Genomic DNA, 16,321 nt, shown 5'->3' with positions numbered 1-16,321 from the left:
TCGATCATACGGCTTACCAGCCGAAAATAACGTGAAATACCGGCTTCGTGTGCCCGCCCGGATACATGAGGTACAGCAAAATGTAAACGGCGGTTCCCGTTATGGCCGTAATGAACCAGATGACCGACGTGAAGCGTCCGATCCGCCGGTGCCGGGCGAACTTCTGCTTATAGCCGAGCACGATCGTCGTAATGCCGAAGACGGCGGCCACCGTGGCGAGAACAATGTGGAACAGCAGGAACACGAGATAGTACGGCTTGAGGCTGTCCGGACCGCCCCAGTCGGTGTTGCCGATAACGAGCGTTCTGGATGAATAGATGATGAAGAAGATCAGGGCGGCGACCGCCCCGGCAAGCATCATTTTTTTGTGCGATTCCAGGCGGCGCTTGATGGCCAGATTCCAGCCGATCGCGACCAGAATCGCGCTCAGTACGATGAAAAAGGTGCTGATGGTCGGAAAAATCGTGTACTTGTCCAAGCTGATCCCCACTCCAATCCGAAAATGACCGCGAAGCAATCGCGAGGTTTATACCGTTCCCGCCGGTCCCGTTCCGCGCAGGTCGCCATCCGACTCCGCATTTTCCTGACGGTACCATTGCGAGAAAATGTAAGCCAGAATGCAGCCGTACATGATTTCCTGAACCAGCTTCATCAGGATGCCGCCCAGCTGCTGATCCTCTGCGGGAGCCATCAGATTGAAGAAGGCCGGACCCTGGAACTGGCTGAGCAGCTGCTGGGTGTTGCCGGCGACGCAGTAATTCATCGCCTTCGCCCATACGTTCGGATCGTTGTAGACGGCATACATCGGCTCGCCTGCGAAAATGATGAGCGCGCAGGCCGGAGTCAGCAGCACGCCGCTGGCGAATACGTACGCCATCTTGCGCAAGCCGTTGAGCCGGCTCCATTCCGGCACCGGGCAGGTGATCTGCCACCACATCATCATCGCTGTGACGAGCAGCACGAAATAGTAGAACTCATGCAGCAAATAGTTGGTCATGATGTAATCATGCGCCGCAGGAATGTGGTAGAAGGAGAACAGCACATTGAACAGCACCAGCGTGAAGATCGGGTTCATGGACGCGCTGAACCGCTTCCAGAAAGCTCTGCCGAATGTGAATCTCCATACATAAGCGGGAATGCCCAAAATGATGAGCGGCGGAGCGATCAGATAGGAAATGGACATATTGGCCATATGGAAGGTGAACATGAGGTGGCCAAGAAGATTCATCGGTCCGCCTTGGGCTATGTACAGCAGCACGATACCCGAGACGGCCATGACCTGCTGCCCTGGCGTTGCCCGCCGTTCTTCAGGGAAATGCTTCAGCCTCCATGGGCCGATGACATAGAAATATCCGATCAGCAAAGCGATCGTCAGAAACAGCAGCCAGGGACTCCAGAGAGCGCGGAAGCTGAAATATTCAAGTCCGAGCATGAAGCGGTCTCCTTTCTTTCGGCCGCGCTTGCGGCCCGCTGCATCCGGCCATGAGCAGCATGGCAGCGGACGCGGATAAGCTAAGCTTACTTGATTGGGGTCGTCAAAGCAAAAGGCGATATTGAGAACTTCTTCCTAGTCGGTCGCCGGACGCAAGGAGCGTTCCAGAGAGGTTGGAAACGACAAAAGAGGAGGTCGGTTAAGACTCTCCCCTTTCGTTCTGGTATAGAGGGACCGGCTTACCACCAGGTCCAGAATTCCGCCATGATGACGATCGTGAATACGACGAACACGCCGGAAAGGATGCCTACGATCGGGAACAGATGTCCCCGGTCCTTCATGTGCATCCAGAAGCCCATCTGGATGATGACCTGCATGATCGCCATGATGATGAGCAGGATGTAGATGAAGGAGGTGTTGATCTCGCCGCCGATGACGGTGGCGAAGGCAACGAGCGTAAGCAGCATCGAGAAGATGTAGGCGACGATATGCTTCTTGGGACCTTCGTGCTTGTGGCGCTTGGCCGGTTCTTCGGAATGGGTCGTATGGTTGGCCATTCGTTACCCCACCTTTCCCATCAAATAAACGACGGTGAAGATGAAAACCCAAACGACGTCGATAAAGTGCCAGTACATGCCGGCGACATATACCTTCGGCGCGGTGACGACCGTCAGGCCCTTGCGGTAAATCTGGCCGATCAGCAGCGAGATCCACACGACGCCGAGAGCGACGTGGGCTCCGTGGAAGCCGACCAGCGTATAGAAGGAAGAACTGAAGGCGCTCGTGCTGAACTGATGGCCTTCATGCGTGTACTCGATGAACTCGTAGACCTCGAGGCCGAGGAAGGCAAGGCCGAGCACGACGGTAACGATGAGCCAGTTCTGCATCGCCTTCACTTGGCCGCGGTGCATCGCCTGGATGGCGAACACGCTCGTCAAGCTGGATGTCAGCAGGATGACGGTCGCAATCGCCACCGTAGCCAGCTTGAACAGCTCTTGAGAAGTCGGGTTGCCGTCGCCGACCTGATCGCGAAGCGCCAGGAAGGCGGAGAAGAGGGTGCCGAACAGCACCGTCTCTCCTCCAAGGAACAGCCAGAATCCGAGAACCTTGTTGCGTCCTTCGAGGGTCGCGCGTTCCGGTTCATGAGGCAGCTTGCCGTCTAGATGCGAATGTGCGCTCATGCCTTAACCCCCTTGCCCGTAATTTCTTCCGGCTCGATGTGGAAGCCGTGATCGTCCTTGAGCGAGCGGACGACCATGCATCCCAGCGTGATCGCGAGGCCAAGGCCAGCTACGATATGGTTGCCGAAGATGTTGGAGACAAATGCATTGTTCCAGTCGTTCTTCGCGTACAGGAACCCGAAGCCGGCGATGAACAGGCCGACGGACATCAGGAACGGAAGGATCGATGGGCTCGGCATATGAATCGGGCCGATCGGCTCCGCAGGCGACATGCCTTCGTTGCCGTCCATCTTCTCTTTCCACAGCGCGTCGTATCCGCGGACGAGCGGAGTCTGGGCGAAGTTGTATTCAGGAGCCGGGGACGGAATCGACCATTCCAGCGTGCGGCCGTCTTCCCACGGATCGTTGCCTGCGTTTTTCGGCTTGGCAGCCGTAACGATGATGTTGATGATGAAGAAGATCGTGCCGAGGCCCATCAGGAAGGCGCCGATCGTACTGATCAGGTTCATCGTGTTGAAGCCCATTCCGTCCAGGTACGTCCAGATCCGGCGCGGCATGCCCATGAGGCCGAGGAAATGCTGCACGAAGAACGTCAGATGGAAGCCGATGAAGAAGGTCCAGAACGTCAGCTTGCCGATGAACTCGTTCAGCGCGCGGCCGAACATCTTCGGCCACCAGTAGTGCAGGCCGGCGAACAGGCCGAGCACGAGGCCGCCGACGATGACGTAGTGGAAGTGGGCTACGACGAAGTAGCTGTCATGGTACTGGAAGTCGGCCGGAGCCGCGGCCAGCATGACGCCGGTCACGCCGCCCATGACGAACGTCGGAACGAAGCCGACGGCGAACAGGTTGGCGGAGGTGAAGCGGATCGAGCCGCCCCACATCGTGAAGATCCAGTTGAAGATCTTGATTCCGGTCGGAACCGCGATCAGCATCGTTGCGATGGAGAACAGCGCGTTCGCTACCGGTCCCAAGCCTACCGTGAACATATGGTGGGCCCAGACCATGAAGCCGAGGAAGCCGATCAGGACGGTGGCGAACACCATCGAGCTGTAGCCGAACAGCCGCTTGCGCGAGAAGGTGCTGATGACTTCGGAGATGACCCCGAAAGCCGGGAGAATCAGGATGTAAACCTCCGGGTGACCGAAGATCCAGAAGATATGCTCCCATAGGACGGTATTGCCGCCGCCCGCCACTTCGAAGAAATTCGCTTCGAACAGCCGGTCGAACATGAGCGCGACCAGGCCGACGGTAAGGGCCGGGAAGGCGAACAGGATCAGGGCTGAGGTGATGAATGCCGTCCAGGTGAACATCGGCATTCTCATGAAGCTCATGCCCGGAGCGCGCATGTTGATGATCGTGACCAGGAAGTTGATGCCGCCGATCAGGGTGCCGATACCGGCGATCTGAAGGCCGAGAACGTAGAAGTCGACGCCTTTGTCTACATTATATGTAGGGCTTGCGAGAGGGACGTAGGATGTCCAGCCCGCATCCGGAACGGTGCCGGCCAGCCAGCTGATGTTGAGCAGCAGGCCGCCGAAGAAGAACGTCCAGAAGCCGAGGGAGTTGACGAACGGGAAGGCGACGTCGCGCGCGCCGATCTGCAGCGGCACGATGGCGTTCATGAGCGCGAAGATGACGGGCATCGCCGCGAGGAAGATCATCGTCGTGCCGTGCATCGTCAGCAGCTCGTTGTACGTGTCCGCGCCGACGAAGTTGTTGAGCGGCTTCCAAAGCTGAACCCGGATCAGCAGCGCCTCGAGGCCGCCGATCAGGAAGAAGAATCCGCCGGCAATCAAATACAGGATGCCGATTTTTTTGTGGTCCACAGTCGTCAGCCAGTCCATGAGACCGGTATGGCGCTTGACCGGATGTGCGTGAGCCAAGGCTGGTACCCCCTTCAATACCGATAGGTGAATGCTACTTCTGCTTGTATTCGGACAGATACTTGGCGATGCCGTCGATCTGTTCCTTAGTCAGGTCAACCTTCGGCATGGAGTTGCCCGGCTTAACCGCTTGCGGATCGGAGATCCACCGTTTCAGGTTGTCGTAAGTCGAGCCTTCGTTTTTATACTTCGGATCGTCCGTGTTGACCAGGATGCCGCCGATCGTTTCACGGTCGCCGATGTTGGTCAGGTTCGGATACAGCTGCAGGCCTTTGTCGCCTACCGCGTGGCAGGTGAGGCACTGCTTCTGGAACACGTCGCTGATGGCCGCATCGGCCGGCAGCTGTCCAGGCTCCTTCATTCCCGCTACCCAGCGGTCGAAGGAATCGTTGCTGACGGACTTCACCTTGAAGTCCATGAGAGCATGGGAAGGCCCGCACAGCTCGGCGCATTTGCCGAGGTACACTCCGTCATGCTTGGAGCTGAAGTACATTTTATTGACGTTGCTTCCCGGGTTCGTATCGATCTTGCCGGCAAGCGATGGAATCCAGAACGAGTGGATGACGTCCGCTGATTTGGCGGAGATGGAAATCGTCTTGCCGGTCGGAATCATCAGTTCCTGAGCGGTCTTGATGCCGTACTGAGGGTATTCGAACTCCCACCAGTATTGATGGCCGGTCACGATGACCTGTACGGCGTTGTCGTCCTTGGAATAGTCCTTGGCCAGGCCGAATACCGACTGGACCGTAGGGACGCCAAGAATCAGAAGGAGAACGATCGGAATGACGGTCCAGATGATCTCGAGCTTGTGGTTGCCTTCCACTTGCACCGGGACCTTGTTGTCTCCGGGACGACGGCGGAATTTAACGATTACATAGAAGGATAGTGCGAAAACAACCACGATGACGAGCACCATGATCGTGATGGTGAGCTTCATCAGATTGAATTGTTCGAGCGCCACCGGACCCTGCGGCCTCAGCGTGGACAAGTCGGCCCGTCCGCATGCCGATAGGAACAGAGCCATTCCTGCGAGCAACGGCAGGAGACGTCGTGCAAGATGCCACCGTTTCATCATTCATCAACCCCACTTTTGACGTTTTCGGCATTTGCCCAAGCAAAAACGGAGAACCGCCGGAAGGCAGTCATCCGTTTACGGAACGATTGTAGGAGTTGGAAAACCACCCGGATTCATCCGGTGAAACGCTTTCTCTTCCTTATGTACGTCTTGAGGCAAATGCTTCATGCACAGCTTTAAAAATGGCAACTCCTGCATGTCAATTACTTTATTAAATATAAAGTTGAAGCCCCTAATTGTCAATGTTCCACAGAGAGTTCACAAATTGTTCTCAAAGCTGTCAAAAAGAGCTTCGGACACCGAGAAAGGCTTCCAATTCATGGTTTGCGCGCCTGTCCACCTTATCATTGTTCACCAAACCCATGGTCAATTATGTATAGGTCCGGGACCGCATATTTACCCCTCCGCGGCGAATCCTAAAGGCACTCGCCACAAACGAAAGGGGAGGCTCACTTCATGAGACAGCCATCACGGGTACTTGCTTCCGCCCTGATCTTATCCTTGCTGCTCGGCGGCTGCAGCTACAAGCAGCATGTCCAGAACAGCGACCAGAATTACGGCACGCGCCAGAAGAACGATCCCAAAATGCAAGGAAGCCGGATGTACGGAACGCTCGGCACCGACTCCACCCAGCACCATAACCGCTTCTTCGAATACAGCTCGCAGCTCTCGCGCGACGTCACCCGCCTCAACGGAATCGGACAGGCTATCGTCATGCTGACCGACAAGAACGCCTATGTGGGCATCGTGCTCGACGGAACGGCAACCCATGCGGTCCGCAGCGGCAGCAAGGTCATCCGCGAGCAGAACAACGGCGGCTGGATGGAGGGCGTCTACAACCATCAGACCGGCAGCGACAAATGGGACAACCGCCAGCTTGTCACGCCCTACAATTCGTATTTCTCCGTCAACGACCACAACGAGCTGTCGAGCAAGCTGAAGCAGACGATCGCCGTGCGTGTCCGCAAGCTTGCGCCCGCCGTCCAGGAGGTCCACATTACGGCCAATCGCGATCTGGTCAACCAGTTCGTCGAGTATTCCCGCGAATCCTGGGCCGGCAGCGATCTGAGCCCTTATGTGGAGCCGTTCAACATTTTGGTGCAGAAGCATTTTGCCGGCGGCAACGAAATGCCCGTGCCTCTGCAGATCATCAAGCAGAAGGCCGACAAGAACGGCGGCAAGGCGATCATCGGCAAATACAGCGGCTCCGATCCGGAGACCGGAAGCTTCGGCAATCCCGGCGACGCCGGAGGCGCCAGCCAGAATCGCTGACAAGCTTCTATATAATATAGAAACAACACGGGGAGCGTCACTTCAGCTCCGGCTGCGCGAGGCGGATGACTTGATCCAGCTGGCGCGATCCGGACAGAAGGGCCTCCCTTTCTTCGTCGGTGCGGGCGAAGTGGCCGAACTGGTCCAGATCCGCCTTGGCCTGCTGCAGCGTTGCGAGCAGCTGCTGCCTCGGCGTCAGGCTGTTCGGCTCGAGCGAGCCATCGAGAGATCCTGTTTGCACGGTCAGCTGTTTTTTGGCGTCGACCTGCGCCAGGAACACGTTTTCCGGCTTCACCTTGAGCTTGGACAGCTCATGGCGCAGCCAATCCTCGTCCAGCCCCGTCTCCTGCAGCGGCTCCTGCAGCACTTGACCGTCCATCATGACGGTTTGCGTCTCCGGCTCCCTCGACATTTTCCAGCCGAGCATGGATGGCGTCAGCGGCTGGTTTTCCTTTTTGAGCAGCGCGTTGATTTCTCCGCTTTTCTCCATCACGGCAAATTCGATCTCGGAAACCTTGAATATGCTCTTCTTCCGCAGCTGTTCAAGAAGCTCGTCGAGCGTCAGCTTCTCCTTGAACAAGTTCTTTTCGAGAATGGAGCCGTTTTTGATGAGCACGGTTCCTTTTCCGTCGACGATTCCGCCGATCGCCCTGCTCTTCATGGTGGCATATTCCATGCCGACAGAAATAAGCGCCCATGTTCCGATGGCGACAAATCCCAAGTACCACTGCGTCTCCGTGTCCATGGAGATGTAGCCGGCAATATTGCCGATGGATATGCCCGTAATGTACTCGAACAGAGACAGCTGGGAGATTTGGCGCTTGCCCAGCAGCTTCGCTACGATAAACATGACCACCACCGAGCTGAGCGTGCGCAGCATGATTTCCAGCCATTGCGGCATTGTTGGACTCCTCCCTTCCGTATCTTTCCTATGATGTCCAGAGAATACGGAAAAATGCGTCAAAAAGGGATTGCGCCGGAAGCATGAGATGGGATATGATGTTCTTCCGCTCTCTTGCGCATTTCACCTTATTTGGAAGATATGCCATTATCTGAAGAATCGAGGTGCCTCATGCTTTTCTATGCGCTATCGCGCGCCAGCTTCAACCGCAACCTTCAATACCGCGCATCCCATCTGCTTCACAACGTTGCCAGCGCCATGTTCGGCTTCATTTACCTGTCGATATGGACGGGGATCGGCGAGACCAAGGATCTCGGCATCTACGGGCTCTCCGGGCTAGTCTCCTACGTAGCCCTCAACCAGTGCCTCCTATGGGTGACGTCCTTCACCTCCAACGGCCTCGGAATTCCGCAGCTCGTACGTACCGGGGCGATCGCGACCGAGCTCGTCAGGCCGGTGCACTTGTTCTACCAGCTCATGTGCAGGGAATGGGGACAGATCGCATACCAGGCTATGTACAAAAGCTTGCCGATCTACATCGTGTACCTGTTCGCCGTACCGCTGCGGCTCCCTGCCCTGTCCGCTGCGGCCGCCTCGGCCGCTGCCGTAGTCTGCGCCGCCTACCTCTCCATCTGCGTCCAATATCTCATCGGCGCGGCCGCTCTCTGGACAACGGAATCCTCCTGGTTCCAGTGGCTGAACTACGCTTTCTCGACACTTCTGTCCGGCTTCCTGATCCCGATCGAATGGCTTCCGGGCTGGATGGGTCGGATCAGCCGCTGGTCCTTCTACCCGAGCCTCAGCTACATACCAAGCCGGATTTATCTGGGTTATGACGGCATCGCCGCGATTTGCCCGTCGCTGATCTGGTGCGTTGTGCTCACTCTCGTCTGTCTCGCTGTCACCGGCTTCATGCGGCGCAAGGTGGAGGTGCAGGGCGGATGAACCGAGCCGAATGGAGCCGATTCGCAACGATGTACCGTCTTCTGATCCGCTCCAGCTTCCGGAGCCGGATGCAGTATTCGTTCAACTTCTGGGTCGGCATCGCCGCCTCCGCAATGATCAATGCGGTAGAGTTCGCCCTTCTTGCCGTCGTGCTGAACCGGTTCGGCACGATCCAGGGCTGGAGCATCGCGGAATCAGGCTATCTGTACGCCGTGCTCACCTTGTCCAAAGCGCTGTACCGCAGCTTCGCCTCCGATGTCCATCACCTCGAGAAGTATCTCGTCAGCGGCGATCTCGACGGGCTGCTGCTGCGTCCGGCTCCCGTCCTCCTCATCCTGATGGCTCAGAACTTCTCGCCGAGATTCGGCGAGATGCTGCTCGGCGTCTCCATGCTCACCATCTCGCTCGGAGCGATCTTCGAGGGCAGGCCCGGCCTTTGGACCGCAATCCCGCTGACGGCCGCCGCCATCGCGGCAGGAGCCGTCCTCATGTTCGGCATCGGGCTGCTCACAGCCTCGGCCGGATTCTGGCTGACCCGCATCGAAGCTCTTCAGGTGCTGACCGAGGACGCCGCGCGCACCGCCGCCCAATATCCGCTCACCATTTATCCCGGCTGGCTGCAAGGGCTGCTTACCGGTCTCATTCCGGTCGCCTTCATCAATTATATGCCCGCCCTCTACATCATCCGCGGCACCCATGGAGCCTGGACGCTCGGACTCAGCGTCGGCGTAGCGGCAGCGATGCTCCTCCTGTCCCTGCAAATGTGGAAATTCGGCCTGTCGCGCTATCAGAGCACCGGCTCGTGACGAAAGGAGAATGAACATGATCGAAGCGATCGGACTCACCAAGGAATTCCGGGTGCCGGATCCGGAAGCATCGGGCAAACGGCTCGGCTTGTTCCGCCGGCGGTCCATGCCGAAGCAGGCCGTATCGGATATGAGCTTCTCGATTGCCGAAGGCGAATTCGCCGGATTCATCGGCCCGAACGGAGCCGGCAAATCGACGACCATCAAAATGCTTTCGGGAATCCTGCATCCCACCCAAGGAGAAGTCCTGCTGGGGGGAATCAATCCACACCGCAAGCGCAAGGAAGCCGCGCGCACGCTCGGCGTGCTGTTCGGGCAGCGCACCCAGCTATGGTGGGACTTGCCGCTGCGCGATTCCTACGATATCCTGGCGGCTATGTACGGCTTGACCCCGCAGCGGAAAAGAAGCCGGATCGAAGAGCTAGAGAACTTGCTGCGCCTGTCGGGTTTCATGGACACGCCGGTCCGCAAGCTGTCGCTCGGCCAGCGGATGAGAGGCGATCTGGCGGCGGCGATGCTGCATGAGCCGTCCATCCTCATCCTGGATGAACCGACGATCGGCCTCGATGCCGCGTCCAAGCGGGACATCCGTTCTCTCCTGCGCGATATCAATGAGAGGATGCGGACGACCATCCTGCTGACGACCCATGATATGGACGATATCGAGCAGCTGTGCAGCCGGGTGCTCGTCATCAGCAGCGGCAAGCTCGACTATGACGGCGGCATCGCGCAGCTGCGGGCACGCATCGGGCTGCCCGCTGTCATGGAAGTGACCTTCCGGCAGGCGGAGAGCGCCGCGGCCGCGGCCGCGCAGCTTCGAAGCCTGTGCGAAAGCGCCCCTGCGGCGGCAGGCGGACTCCCCTGTCCCGAGCCGCCTTCCCCGGCCGCGGCCGGCATCCGCTTGAAATCCCTTGAAGACCGCACGCTCGTCCTTGAATGCGACCTGGAGACGTCAAGCAGCGTCCAGGTGCTTCGGGAGCTTGAAAAATTCGGCGAGCTGGAGGATATCCGGATGAGGGAACCGGAATTCGAGGATGTCGTCCATAAGCTGTACTAGCGCGGAAGGAAAGGATGAAAAGGCGCCAGGCAGGCCGGAAACCGGTCTGCCTGGCGCCTTTTCGGGCTTAAAACCAGCTGAAGGCAGGCTTAAACCGATATGAGAGGTTTCTCATTTTTTTCTCACAAAAGGGGGAGAAGCCGCATGAAGCCTAGTTCTTAGGTCTCAGAGGAAAGGGTTGGCAGCTTTCAGCTGTGTTATGGTGTTTATGCGGAATTGATCAGCCGCTCCAATACTTCCACAAGAAGAGAGGAATCATACATCATGACATTCAACTTCAACCAACTTACAAAAAAAATCGCAGCTGCTGCGCTTGCACTTAGCATCGCCATTTCCGGAGGCGCCCTCCTGTCGGCACCGAAAGCGGAGGCGGCAACCGCGTCGGCTTCCTCGAAAGCCACGACCGTCATCAATGCCGCCAAAGCGCAGATGGGCACTCCTTACAAATTCGGCGCTTCCACCAGCACGACCAAATACTTCGACTGCTCCAGCCTGATGAAGTACGCCTACAAAAAAGCAGGCATCACGCTTCCGCGCACGTCCAAAGCGCAATCCAAGGTCGGCAAATACGTCTCCAAGAGCAACCTCAAGCCCGGGGATCTCGTCTTCTTCTACTCCCCTGTAACGCATGTCGGCATGTACATCGGCGGCGGCAAAATCGTCCACACGTACGGCAAGCCGGGCGTCACGACCGATACCATCAACTCCGGCTGGTGGAAAGACCACTACAACACGGCTCGCCGCGTCCTCTAGGACAAGCTGGGCCGCTGCCGGATCGATTTGGCTCCCTTCGGGGAGCTTTTTTCGTCTTCACCGAGGAAATGCATCGGGATTACGATGCGGCAGAAGCGGCCTGCCGGTTGACTTCCGCTATGTTACCTTTGACGCATCCTCGAGCTCTACGGTTGCAGGCAATCCGTGGAAACCGGCCGCCCACGAAAAAAACGCGCTCCTACGAGCGCGCTTCGTCCCTGAGCGGGAGCCACGCCAGCACGCGCTGGATCGCCGCATCCCAATATCCCCATTCATGCTCGCCCGGTCCTTCCTCATAATGAAGCGGCAGGTCGAGACGGAGAGCATGCTCCTTGAACTCGACATTCTCTTCATATAAGAAGTCCTCGGTTCCGCAGCATTGATACAGCATCGGCCGCTGCTCCGCCGGGAGCGCCGCCGTCTGCTCGGCCAGATGGAACAGATCATTGATGCTGCCTGGAAGCTGCTCCTCCGGACCGAATATGTTCTCGATCTCCTGACGTGCCGTCACGTCCTGATCGTATCGGCGGCGGATGTCCATCGCGCCCGACAAGCTGGCGACGGCCGCGAAACGGTCCGGACGGGCAAGGCCGAGCTTCATCGCTCCGTATCCGCCCATAGACAGGCCCGCCGCAAAGCTGTCTTCCCGCTGTCTTGAGATCGGGAAGAACTGCGAGGCGAGCTCCGGCAGCTCCTCGCTTACGAATGTCCAGTACCGCCCGCCGCGATGCATGTCCGCGTAGAAGCCGCGCTGCACGGCCGGCATGACGACGGCGATTCCGAGTCCGGCCGCATACCGTTCGATGGATGTGCGCCTGAGCCAGATGGAATGGTCGTCCGACAGGCCATGGAGAAGGTACAGCACGGGGTAGCGCCCGCCTTCTCCCGCCTTTCCTTCCATCCCGATCTGACGGGTCGTCTGCTGCGGCAGGATTACGTTCATGGAACAGGACAAGCCGAGAACATCAGAGAAAAAGTCGCATTGGATAAGAGCCATTCGCAGGACTTCCCTTCATCATCAAATTAGCGGGATGCGAGATCCCAGATCTGCTTGAGAATCAAAAGCGAGCTGACGGAGATGAACAGCGGCCGGACGTACTTGGCTCCCTGACGGATGGCTAGCCGGGATCCGGCTAGCGAGCCGGCGACCATGAAGACGCCCATCGCAAGGCCGATTCTCCAATCGATACTTCCGAGGCATGCGAACGTAATGAGGCTGGCGATGTTGCTGCCGAAGTTGAGCACCTTGGCATTACCCGCCGCTCGGACGAAATCAAAGCCTGCCATCAGGAAGACGAAGATGAGGAACGATCCCGTTCCGGGTCCGAAAAAGCCGTCGTAGCCGCCGATTAGCAGGGCCGCGGCGGCCAGCAGCAGGCCCGCCCGGCGTGTCAGGCTGCCCCGGTAAACGCCTTCGCCTCCCCAGCTGCGCTTGAACAGCGTATAGACGGTGATGGCCAGCAGCAGCACGACGACAAGCGGCTTCAGCCAGGCCGATGGTACCGCTTGCAAGAGCAGCGTGCCGCATGCTGAGCCGATGAGCGTCAGCGGGAACAACCGCTTGACGACACTCATCTCCACCTTGCCGGAGCGCATGAACGCAAGCGTGCTCGTAAGCGAGCCCATCGTGCCGGCGAGCTTGTTCGTCCCGAGCGCCAGATGCGGCGGCAGCCCGGCCGTCAGCAGGACGGGCACGGAGACGAGGCCTCCGCCTCCGACGACAGAATCGACGAAGGCGGCCAGAAAACCCCCGGCCGCCACTAAAGCGAAGATGTCCCATGTCATGGATGTTTCGACCCCGTTTGTCATAAAGTGGACGGCAAGTGAGTCCATTGTAAAGCGAACGGGGCATGGATGTCCATGCCCCGTCGGGATGATTTAGGCTAGGCTTCTGCAGCTGCTTTGGTTCCCGCTCCCGGCCCCGCCTTCTTGCCGGCCGGCTTGCGGCGCGCTCCCTCGTTGACTTCCAATCGCTTGGAAAGCAGGGAGAGGCCGTAGTTGACGAGGAAGTAGAGGAGGGCGGCGAAGATCAGAACAGGGAATACCTGCTTAGGATCCTGGCCGGATACGATCGCTACATTATGCATGAGCTCCGGCAGCGTGATGATGACGGCAAGCGAAGTATCCTTGAGCAGGGAAATGAACTGGCTTACGAGCGGCGGAACCATCCGCCGCAGGCCGATCGGAAGAACGACGAGACGAAGGGTCTGGATGTAGCTCAATCCCGAGGATCGCGCCGCCTCGACAAGCCCCTTGTTCACTGACTTCAGACCGCTCCGCACGATCTCGCTGATCATGGCCGCTTCGAAAATGGAGAGGGCCACGACCGCCGCCCAGAAAATAGACAGCTTGATGCCGAATTCCGGCAGCGCGAATTTGGTGAAGAAAATGAGCAGGATAAGCGGAAGGTTCCGGATCGTTTCCACGACAATACCCGCAAGCGGGGATACGATGCGGATCCTGGCAAAACGGAGAATGCCGAGAAGCACGCCGAGAACGAAGCTCAGAACGATGGAAATCGCCGCCACTTCAAGCGTAAGCAAGAAGCCCTCCAGCAGAAATTTGAGATTATGGGGAGCAAGTGCTCCTGCGAAGTTCATGTGGCGTCCTCCCCTTTTTTAACCGGCTCGCGCCAGCTTGCGCTCCAGAACGCGCGTCGCGTAAGCCAGCGGGAAGGTCAGAATGAGGTAGAAAGCACCCGTGAACAGATAAGTCTCTACCGGTAGAAAAGTGTTGAGATTGACTTGATCGGCGAAATACATCAGATCCAGGCCCGCTACGACTCCTAGAATAGACGAGTTTTTCACCAGGTTCAGAAACTGGTTGCTGATCGGCGGAATGACGATCCGAACCGCCTGGGGAAGGATGACATGCCTCATCGCTTGGAGGTAGGTCAAGCCCGACGAGCGTGCAGCCTCCATCTGCCCAGCGGGAACGGATTGAATGCCCGCTCGGATGGCTTCGGCGATGAAGGAAGACGTATAAATCGTCAATCCGAGCGTACCGGCCTGGAAGCCGTCCAGCTGAATTCCCGCCGTAGGCAATCCCAGATAGAACAGATAAACGACCAGAAGCAGAGGAATATTGCGGAAGAATTCCACATAAGCCGTGCCGAAGCCGCGAAGAGCCGCAAAAGGCGAAATGCGGAACACGGCGATCAGCGTGCCGAGCACGAAGCTGCCTGCCAGCCCGAGCAGGCTGGCATAGATCGTATACTTGAATCCTTCGAGATAATCGTCCATGTTGTTGGTCAGTACCGAGAAGTCCAGCATAGGCCTACTCCGTCGGAGGCTTCTCGCCTATCCATTTTTCATAGATGGTGGCGTATTCGCCGCTGTCCTTCATTTCTTTCAGCGTTTCATTGACGAGAGCGAGCAGATCGGCGTTGCCTTTCTTGGCGGCGATGCCGTAAGGCTCATCCGTGAACGTGCCGCCTACGACCGTGTAGCCTGGATCCTGCTTGGCCATGCCGTACAGAATGGCGTTGTCGGTCGTGAGCGTATCGCCTTTGCCCGCCTTCAGAGCGGTGAAGGCTTCCTGGTAATTCTCGAACTGCAGCACTCGCAAGCCAGGGACCTTGTCTTCGATGTTTTTGATCGAAGTCGCGCCTTTGACGCCAAGGACCTTGGTGTCCTTCGTGACGTCCTTCAGGCCGGTGATCGGGCTTCCTTGCTTGACGAGCAGCGACTGGCCGGCTTTGAAGTACACGTCGGAGAAGTCGACCTGCTTCTTGCGCTCGTCGGTGATCGTCATCGTCGCGACGATGAGGTCGATGTCGCCGTTGTCGAGCATCTGGATGCGGGTCTTGCTCGTCACTTCCTTGAGCTCGATCTTGCTCTCGTCGCCGAAGATCTTCTTGGCGATCGCCTTGGAGATGTCGATGTCGAAGCCTTCGACGTTGCCGGAAGCCGTATCCTTGAGGCCGAACAGCTTCGTGTCGTATTTGACGCCGACGATGAGCTTGCCGCGGTCCTTGATATCCTTGATGACGCCCGTTGCTTCCGTTCCGCCTGCCGAGCCGTTGCTTGCGGAGCCGTCACCGTTATTGTCGTTCTTGGCTCCGCATCCGGAAACCACGAGGGCAACTGCCAGCAGCAGAGACGCGCCTGCGCCCCAAAGCCTGTTTTTCTTCATTGTCCGTTTCCCCTTTTCTTTGTCTGGTTTAGTGGTTGATGACCCGGCTCAGGAAATCGCGGGCGCGAGGCTGCTGCGGACGTTCGAAGAAGTCCGCCGGCTTCGCTTCCTCGACGATCCGTCCGCCGTCCATGAACACGACCCGGTCCGCCACTTCGCGGGCAAAGCCCATCTCATGGGTGACGACGACCATCGTCATGCCTTCCTTGGCGAGCAGCTTCATGACGCTGAGCACCTCTCCGATGACCTCGGGGTCAAGCGCCGAGGTCGGCTCGTCGAACAGCATGATCTTGGGCTTCATGGCCAGGCCTCTGGCAATGGCGACCCGCTGCTGCTGGCCGCCCGACAGCTCGGACGGGTACGAATCCGCCTTGTCCGGAATGCCGACCTTTTCGAGATACATCTTGGCGGTCTTGCGCGCCTCTTCCTTGCTTACGCCTCCGGCATTCACCGGAGCGAGCGTAATATTGTCGATGACCTTAAGATGCGGATACAGGTTGAAATGCTGGAAAACCATGCCGATGCGGCGGCGGAGAGCGTTGATGTCCGTCCCTTTGTCATGCACGGCCGCGCCGTCTACTTCCAGCACGCCGTCCGAGATGTCCTCCAGCCGGTTGATGCAGCGCAGAAGCGTGCTTTTGCCCGATCCGGAAGGCCCGATGATGACGACGACCTCGCCTTCGGCGATATCGAGGCTGATGTCCTGAAGGACATGAAAATTCCCGAAGTGCTTGTTGACCTGCCGGAAAGAAATCATGGCATACCTCCGTTCCGATGAAAGTAAGAAGAAAAAAGAAGAAGTCAGACGTCAGCCTCATCCTGCTAATCCTTTTTTTTCAATAAGATTATGTCAACTATCATAACTTAAAGACAGCTATT

General features: G+C 57.9%; 17 protein-coding genes and 1 pseudogene. 5 read left to right on the top strand and 13 right to left on the bottom strand.

The window, feature by feature from the left end:
- Nucleotides 1-13: 13 nt before the first annotated feature.
- The 6 genes from CIC07_RS05145 to coxB form a co-directional block, all read right to left on the bottom strand.
- Nucleotides 14-478 (bottom strand): DUF420 domain-containing protein, encoded by a 465-nt coding sequence (locus CIC07_RS05145; protein WP_076358836.1) that lies wholly within the window; start codon nt 476-478, stop codon nt 14-16.
- A gap of 48 nt (nt 479-526) precedes the next feature.
- The gene (ctaG, locus tag CIC07_RS05140; RefSeq protein WP_076358835.1) at nt 527-1,432 is read right to left on the bottom strand and encodes a cytochrome c oxidase assembly factor CtaG; all 906 of its coding nucleotides are present in this window, start codon (nt 1,430-1,432) and stop codon (nt 527-529) included.
- A 239-nt stretch (nt 1,433-1,671) separates the two neighbouring features.
- On the bottom strand, nt 1,672-1,989 hold the full coding sequence (locus CIC07_RS05135) for a cytochrome C oxidase subunit IV family protein (protein ID WP_076358834.1): 318 nt from the start codon (nt 1,987-1,989) through the stop codon (nt 1,672-1,674).
- A gap of 3 nt (nt 1,990-1,992) precedes the next feature.
- Complete coding sequence (locus CIC07_RS05130; RefSeq protein ID WP_076358833.1) at nt 1,993-2,613, bottom strand: cytochrome (ubi)quinol oxidase subunit III; 621 nt, start codon at nt 2,611-2,613, stop codon at nt 1,993-1,995.
- The gene (ctaD, locus tag CIC07_RS05125) at nt 2,610-4,499 is read right to left on the bottom strand and encodes a cytochrome c oxidase subunit I (RefSeq protein WP_076358832.1); all 1,890 of its coding nucleotides are present in this window, start codon (nt 4,497-4,499) and stop codon (nt 2,610-2,612) included. The genes CIC07_RS05130 and ctaD overlap by 4 nt, the downstream gene beginning before the upstream one ends.
- A 34-nt stretch (nt 4,500-4,533) precedes the next feature.
- Nucleotides 4,534-5,574: a cytochrome c oxidase subunit II gene (coxB, locus tag CIC07_RS05120; RefSeq protein WP_076358831.1), complete on the bottom strand. Its 1,041-nt coding sequence runs from the start codon at nt 5,572-5,574 to the stop codon at nt 4,534-4,536.
- Between the two features lie 456 nt (nt 5,575-6,030).
- Between coxB and CIC07_RS05115 the strand changes: the two genes are divergently transcribed.
- The gene (locus tag CIC07_RS05115) at nt 6,031-6,846 is read left to right on the top strand and encodes a YhcN/YlaJ family sporulation lipoprotein (protein WP_069202510.1); all 816 of its coding nucleotides are present in this window, start codon (nt 6,031-6,033) and stop codon (nt 6,844-6,846) included.
- 37 nt (nt 6,847-6,883) lie between these two features.
- Here the strand turns inward: CIC07_RS05115 and CIC07_RS05110 are convergent, their stop codons facing one another.
- Entirely contained in the window at nt 6,884-7,747 is an 864-nt protein-coding gene (locus tag CIC07_RS05110; protein ID WP_076358830.1) for a DUF421 domain-containing protein, read from the bottom strand.
- Between the two features lie 171 nt (nt 7,748-7,918).
- Here CIC07_RS05110 and CIC07_RS05105 point away from each other — a divergent pair, with 171 nt between their 5' ends.
- The 4 genes from CIC07_RS05105 to CIC07_RS05090 all read left to right on the top strand — a co-directional run bounded on the left by CIC07_RS05105 (nt 7,919) and on the right by CIC07_RS05090 (nt 11,308).
- Nucleotides 7,919-8,692, top strand: coding sequence for an ABC transporter permease (locus tag CIC07_RS05105; protein WP_076358829.1), 774 nt, complete (start codon nt 7,919-7,921; stop codon nt 8,690-8,692).
- On the top strand, nt 8,689-9,498 hold the full coding sequence (locus CIC07_RS05100) for an ABC transporter permease (RefSeq protein ID WP_076358828.1): 810 nt from the start codon (nt 8,689-8,691) through the stop codon (nt 9,496-9,498). The genes CIC07_RS05105 and CIC07_RS05100 overlap by 4 nt, the downstream gene beginning before the upstream one ends.
- Before the next feature lie 16 nt (nt 9,499-9,514).
- A complete protein-coding gene (locus tag CIC07_RS05095) occupies nt 9,515-10,555 on the top strand; it encodes an ABC transporter ATP-binding protein (protein WP_076358827.1) in 1,041 nt (346 codons plus the stop codon).
- Nucleotides 10,556-10,819: 264 nt separating this feature from the next.
- Nucleotides 10,820-11,308: a C40 family peptidase gene (locus CIC07_RS05090; RefSeq protein ID WP_076358826.1), complete on the top strand. Its 489-nt coding sequence runs from the start codon at nt 10,820-10,822 to the stop codon at nt 11,306-11,308.
- Between the two features lie 199 nt (nt 11,309-11,507).
- On the opposite strand, the gene CIC07_RS05085 is transcribed toward CIC07_RS05090, so the two are convergent.
- The 6 genes and pseudogenes from CIC07_RS05085 to CIC07_RS05060 form a co-directional block, all read right to left on the bottom strand.
- On the bottom strand, nt 11,508-12,305 hold the full coding sequence (locus CIC07_RS05085; RefSeq protein ID WP_076358825.1) for an alpha/beta hydrolase: 798 nt from the start codon (nt 12,303-12,305) through the stop codon (nt 11,508-11,510).
- Between the two features lie 26 nt (nt 12,306-12,331).
- Complete coding sequence (locus CIC07_RS05080) at nt 12,332-13,093, bottom strand: sulfite exporter TauE/SafE family protein (protein ID WP_076358824.1); 762 nt, start codon at nt 13,091-13,093, stop codon at nt 12,332-12,334.
- A gap of 176 nt (nt 13,094-13,269) precedes the next feature.
- Nucleotides 13,270-13,908: pseudogene (locus tag CIC07_RS05075) on the bottom strand (amino acid ABC transporter permease); the annotation flags it as partial.
- 18 nt (nt 13,909-13,926) lie between these two features.
- Nucleotides 13,927-14,580 (bottom strand): amino acid ABC transporter permease, encoded by a 654-nt coding sequence (locus CIC07_RS05070; protein WP_076358822.1) that lies wholly within the window; start codon nt 14,578-14,580, stop codon nt 13,927-13,929.
- Nucleotides 14,581-14,584: 4 nt separating this feature from the next.
- A complete protein-coding gene (locus CIC07_RS05065) occupies nt 14,585-15,442 on the bottom strand; it encodes a transporter substrate-binding domain-containing protein (protein WP_076358821.1) in 858 nt (285 codons plus the stop codon).
- 28 nt (nt 15,443-15,470) lie between these two features.
- The gene (locus tag CIC07_RS05060; protein WP_049869078.1) at nt 15,471-16,199 is read right to left on the bottom strand and encodes an amino acid ABC transporter ATP-binding protein; all 729 of its coding nucleotides are present in this window, start codon (nt 16,197-16,199) and stop codon (nt 15,471-15,473) included.
- Nucleotides 16,200-16,321 lie beyond the last annotated feature (122 nt).

The organism is Paenibacillus sp. RUD330 (assembly GCF_002243345.2).
Taxonomy (GTDB): Bacteria; Bacillota; Bacilli; order Paenibacillales; family Paenibacillaceae; genus Paenibacillus_O.
This window is presented reverse-complemented; position numbering and strand designations above follow the sequence as displayed.

Coding starts and splice junctions, on each gene's coding strand:
- CIC07_RS05135 (WP_076358834.1), bottom strand. CDS start 1,989: ATGGCCAACCATACGACCCATTCCGAAGAACCGGCCAAGCGCCACAAG.
- CIC07_RS05085 (WP_076358825.1), bottom strand. CDS start 12,305: ATGGCTCTTATCCAATGCGACTTTTTCTCTGATGTTCTCGGCTTGTCC.
- ctaG (WP_076358835.1), bottom strand. CDS start 1,432: ATGCTCGGACTTGAATATTTCAGCTTCCGCGCTCTCTGGAGTCCCTGG.
- CIC07_RS05095 (WP_076358827.1), top strand. CDS start 9,515: ATGATCGAAGCGATCGGACTCACCAAGGAATTCCGGGTGCCGGATCCG.
- CIC07_RS05070 (WP_076358822.1), bottom strand. CDS start 14,580: ATGCTGGACTTCTCGGTACTGACCAACAACATGGACGATTATCTCGAA.
- CIC07_RS05100 (WP_076358828.1), top strand. CDS start 8,689: ATGAACCGAGCCGAATGGAGCCGATTCGCAACGATGTACCGTCTTCTG.
- CIC07_RS05065 (WP_076358821.1), bottom strand. CDS start 15,442: ATGAAGAAAAACAGGCTTTGGGGCGCAGGCGCGTCTCTGCTGCTGGCA.
- CIC07_RS05110 (WP_076358830.1), bottom strand. CDS start 7,747: ATGCCGCAATGGCTGGAAATCATGCTGCGCACGCTCAGCTCGGTGGTG.
- CIC07_RS05090 (WP_076358826.1), top strand. CDS start 10,820: ATGACATTCAACTTCAACCAACTTACAAAAAAAATCGCAGCTGCTGCG.
- coxB (WP_076358831.1), bottom strand. CDS start 5,574: ATGATGAAACGGTGGCATCTTGCACGACGTCTCCTGCCGTTGCTCGCA.
- CIC07_RS05060 (WP_049869078.1), bottom strand. CDS start 16,199: ATGATTTCTTTCCGGCAGGTCAACAAGCACTTCGGGAATTTTCATGTC.
- CIC07_RS05130 (WP_076358833.1), bottom strand. CDS start 2,613: ATGAGCGCACATTCGCATCTAGACGGCAAGCTGCCTCATGAACCGGAA.
- CIC07_RS05115 (WP_069202510.1), top strand. CDS start 6,031: ATGAGACAGCCATCACGGGTACTTGCTTCCGCCCTGATCTTATCCTTG.
- CIC07_RS05105 (WP_076358829.1), top strand. CDS start 7,919: ATGCTTTTCTATGCGCTATCGCGCGCCAGCTTCAACCGCAACCTTCAA.
- CIC07_RS05080 (WP_076358824.1), bottom strand. CDS start 13,093: ATGACATGGGACATCTTCGCTTTAGTGGCGGCCGGGGGTTTTCTGGCC.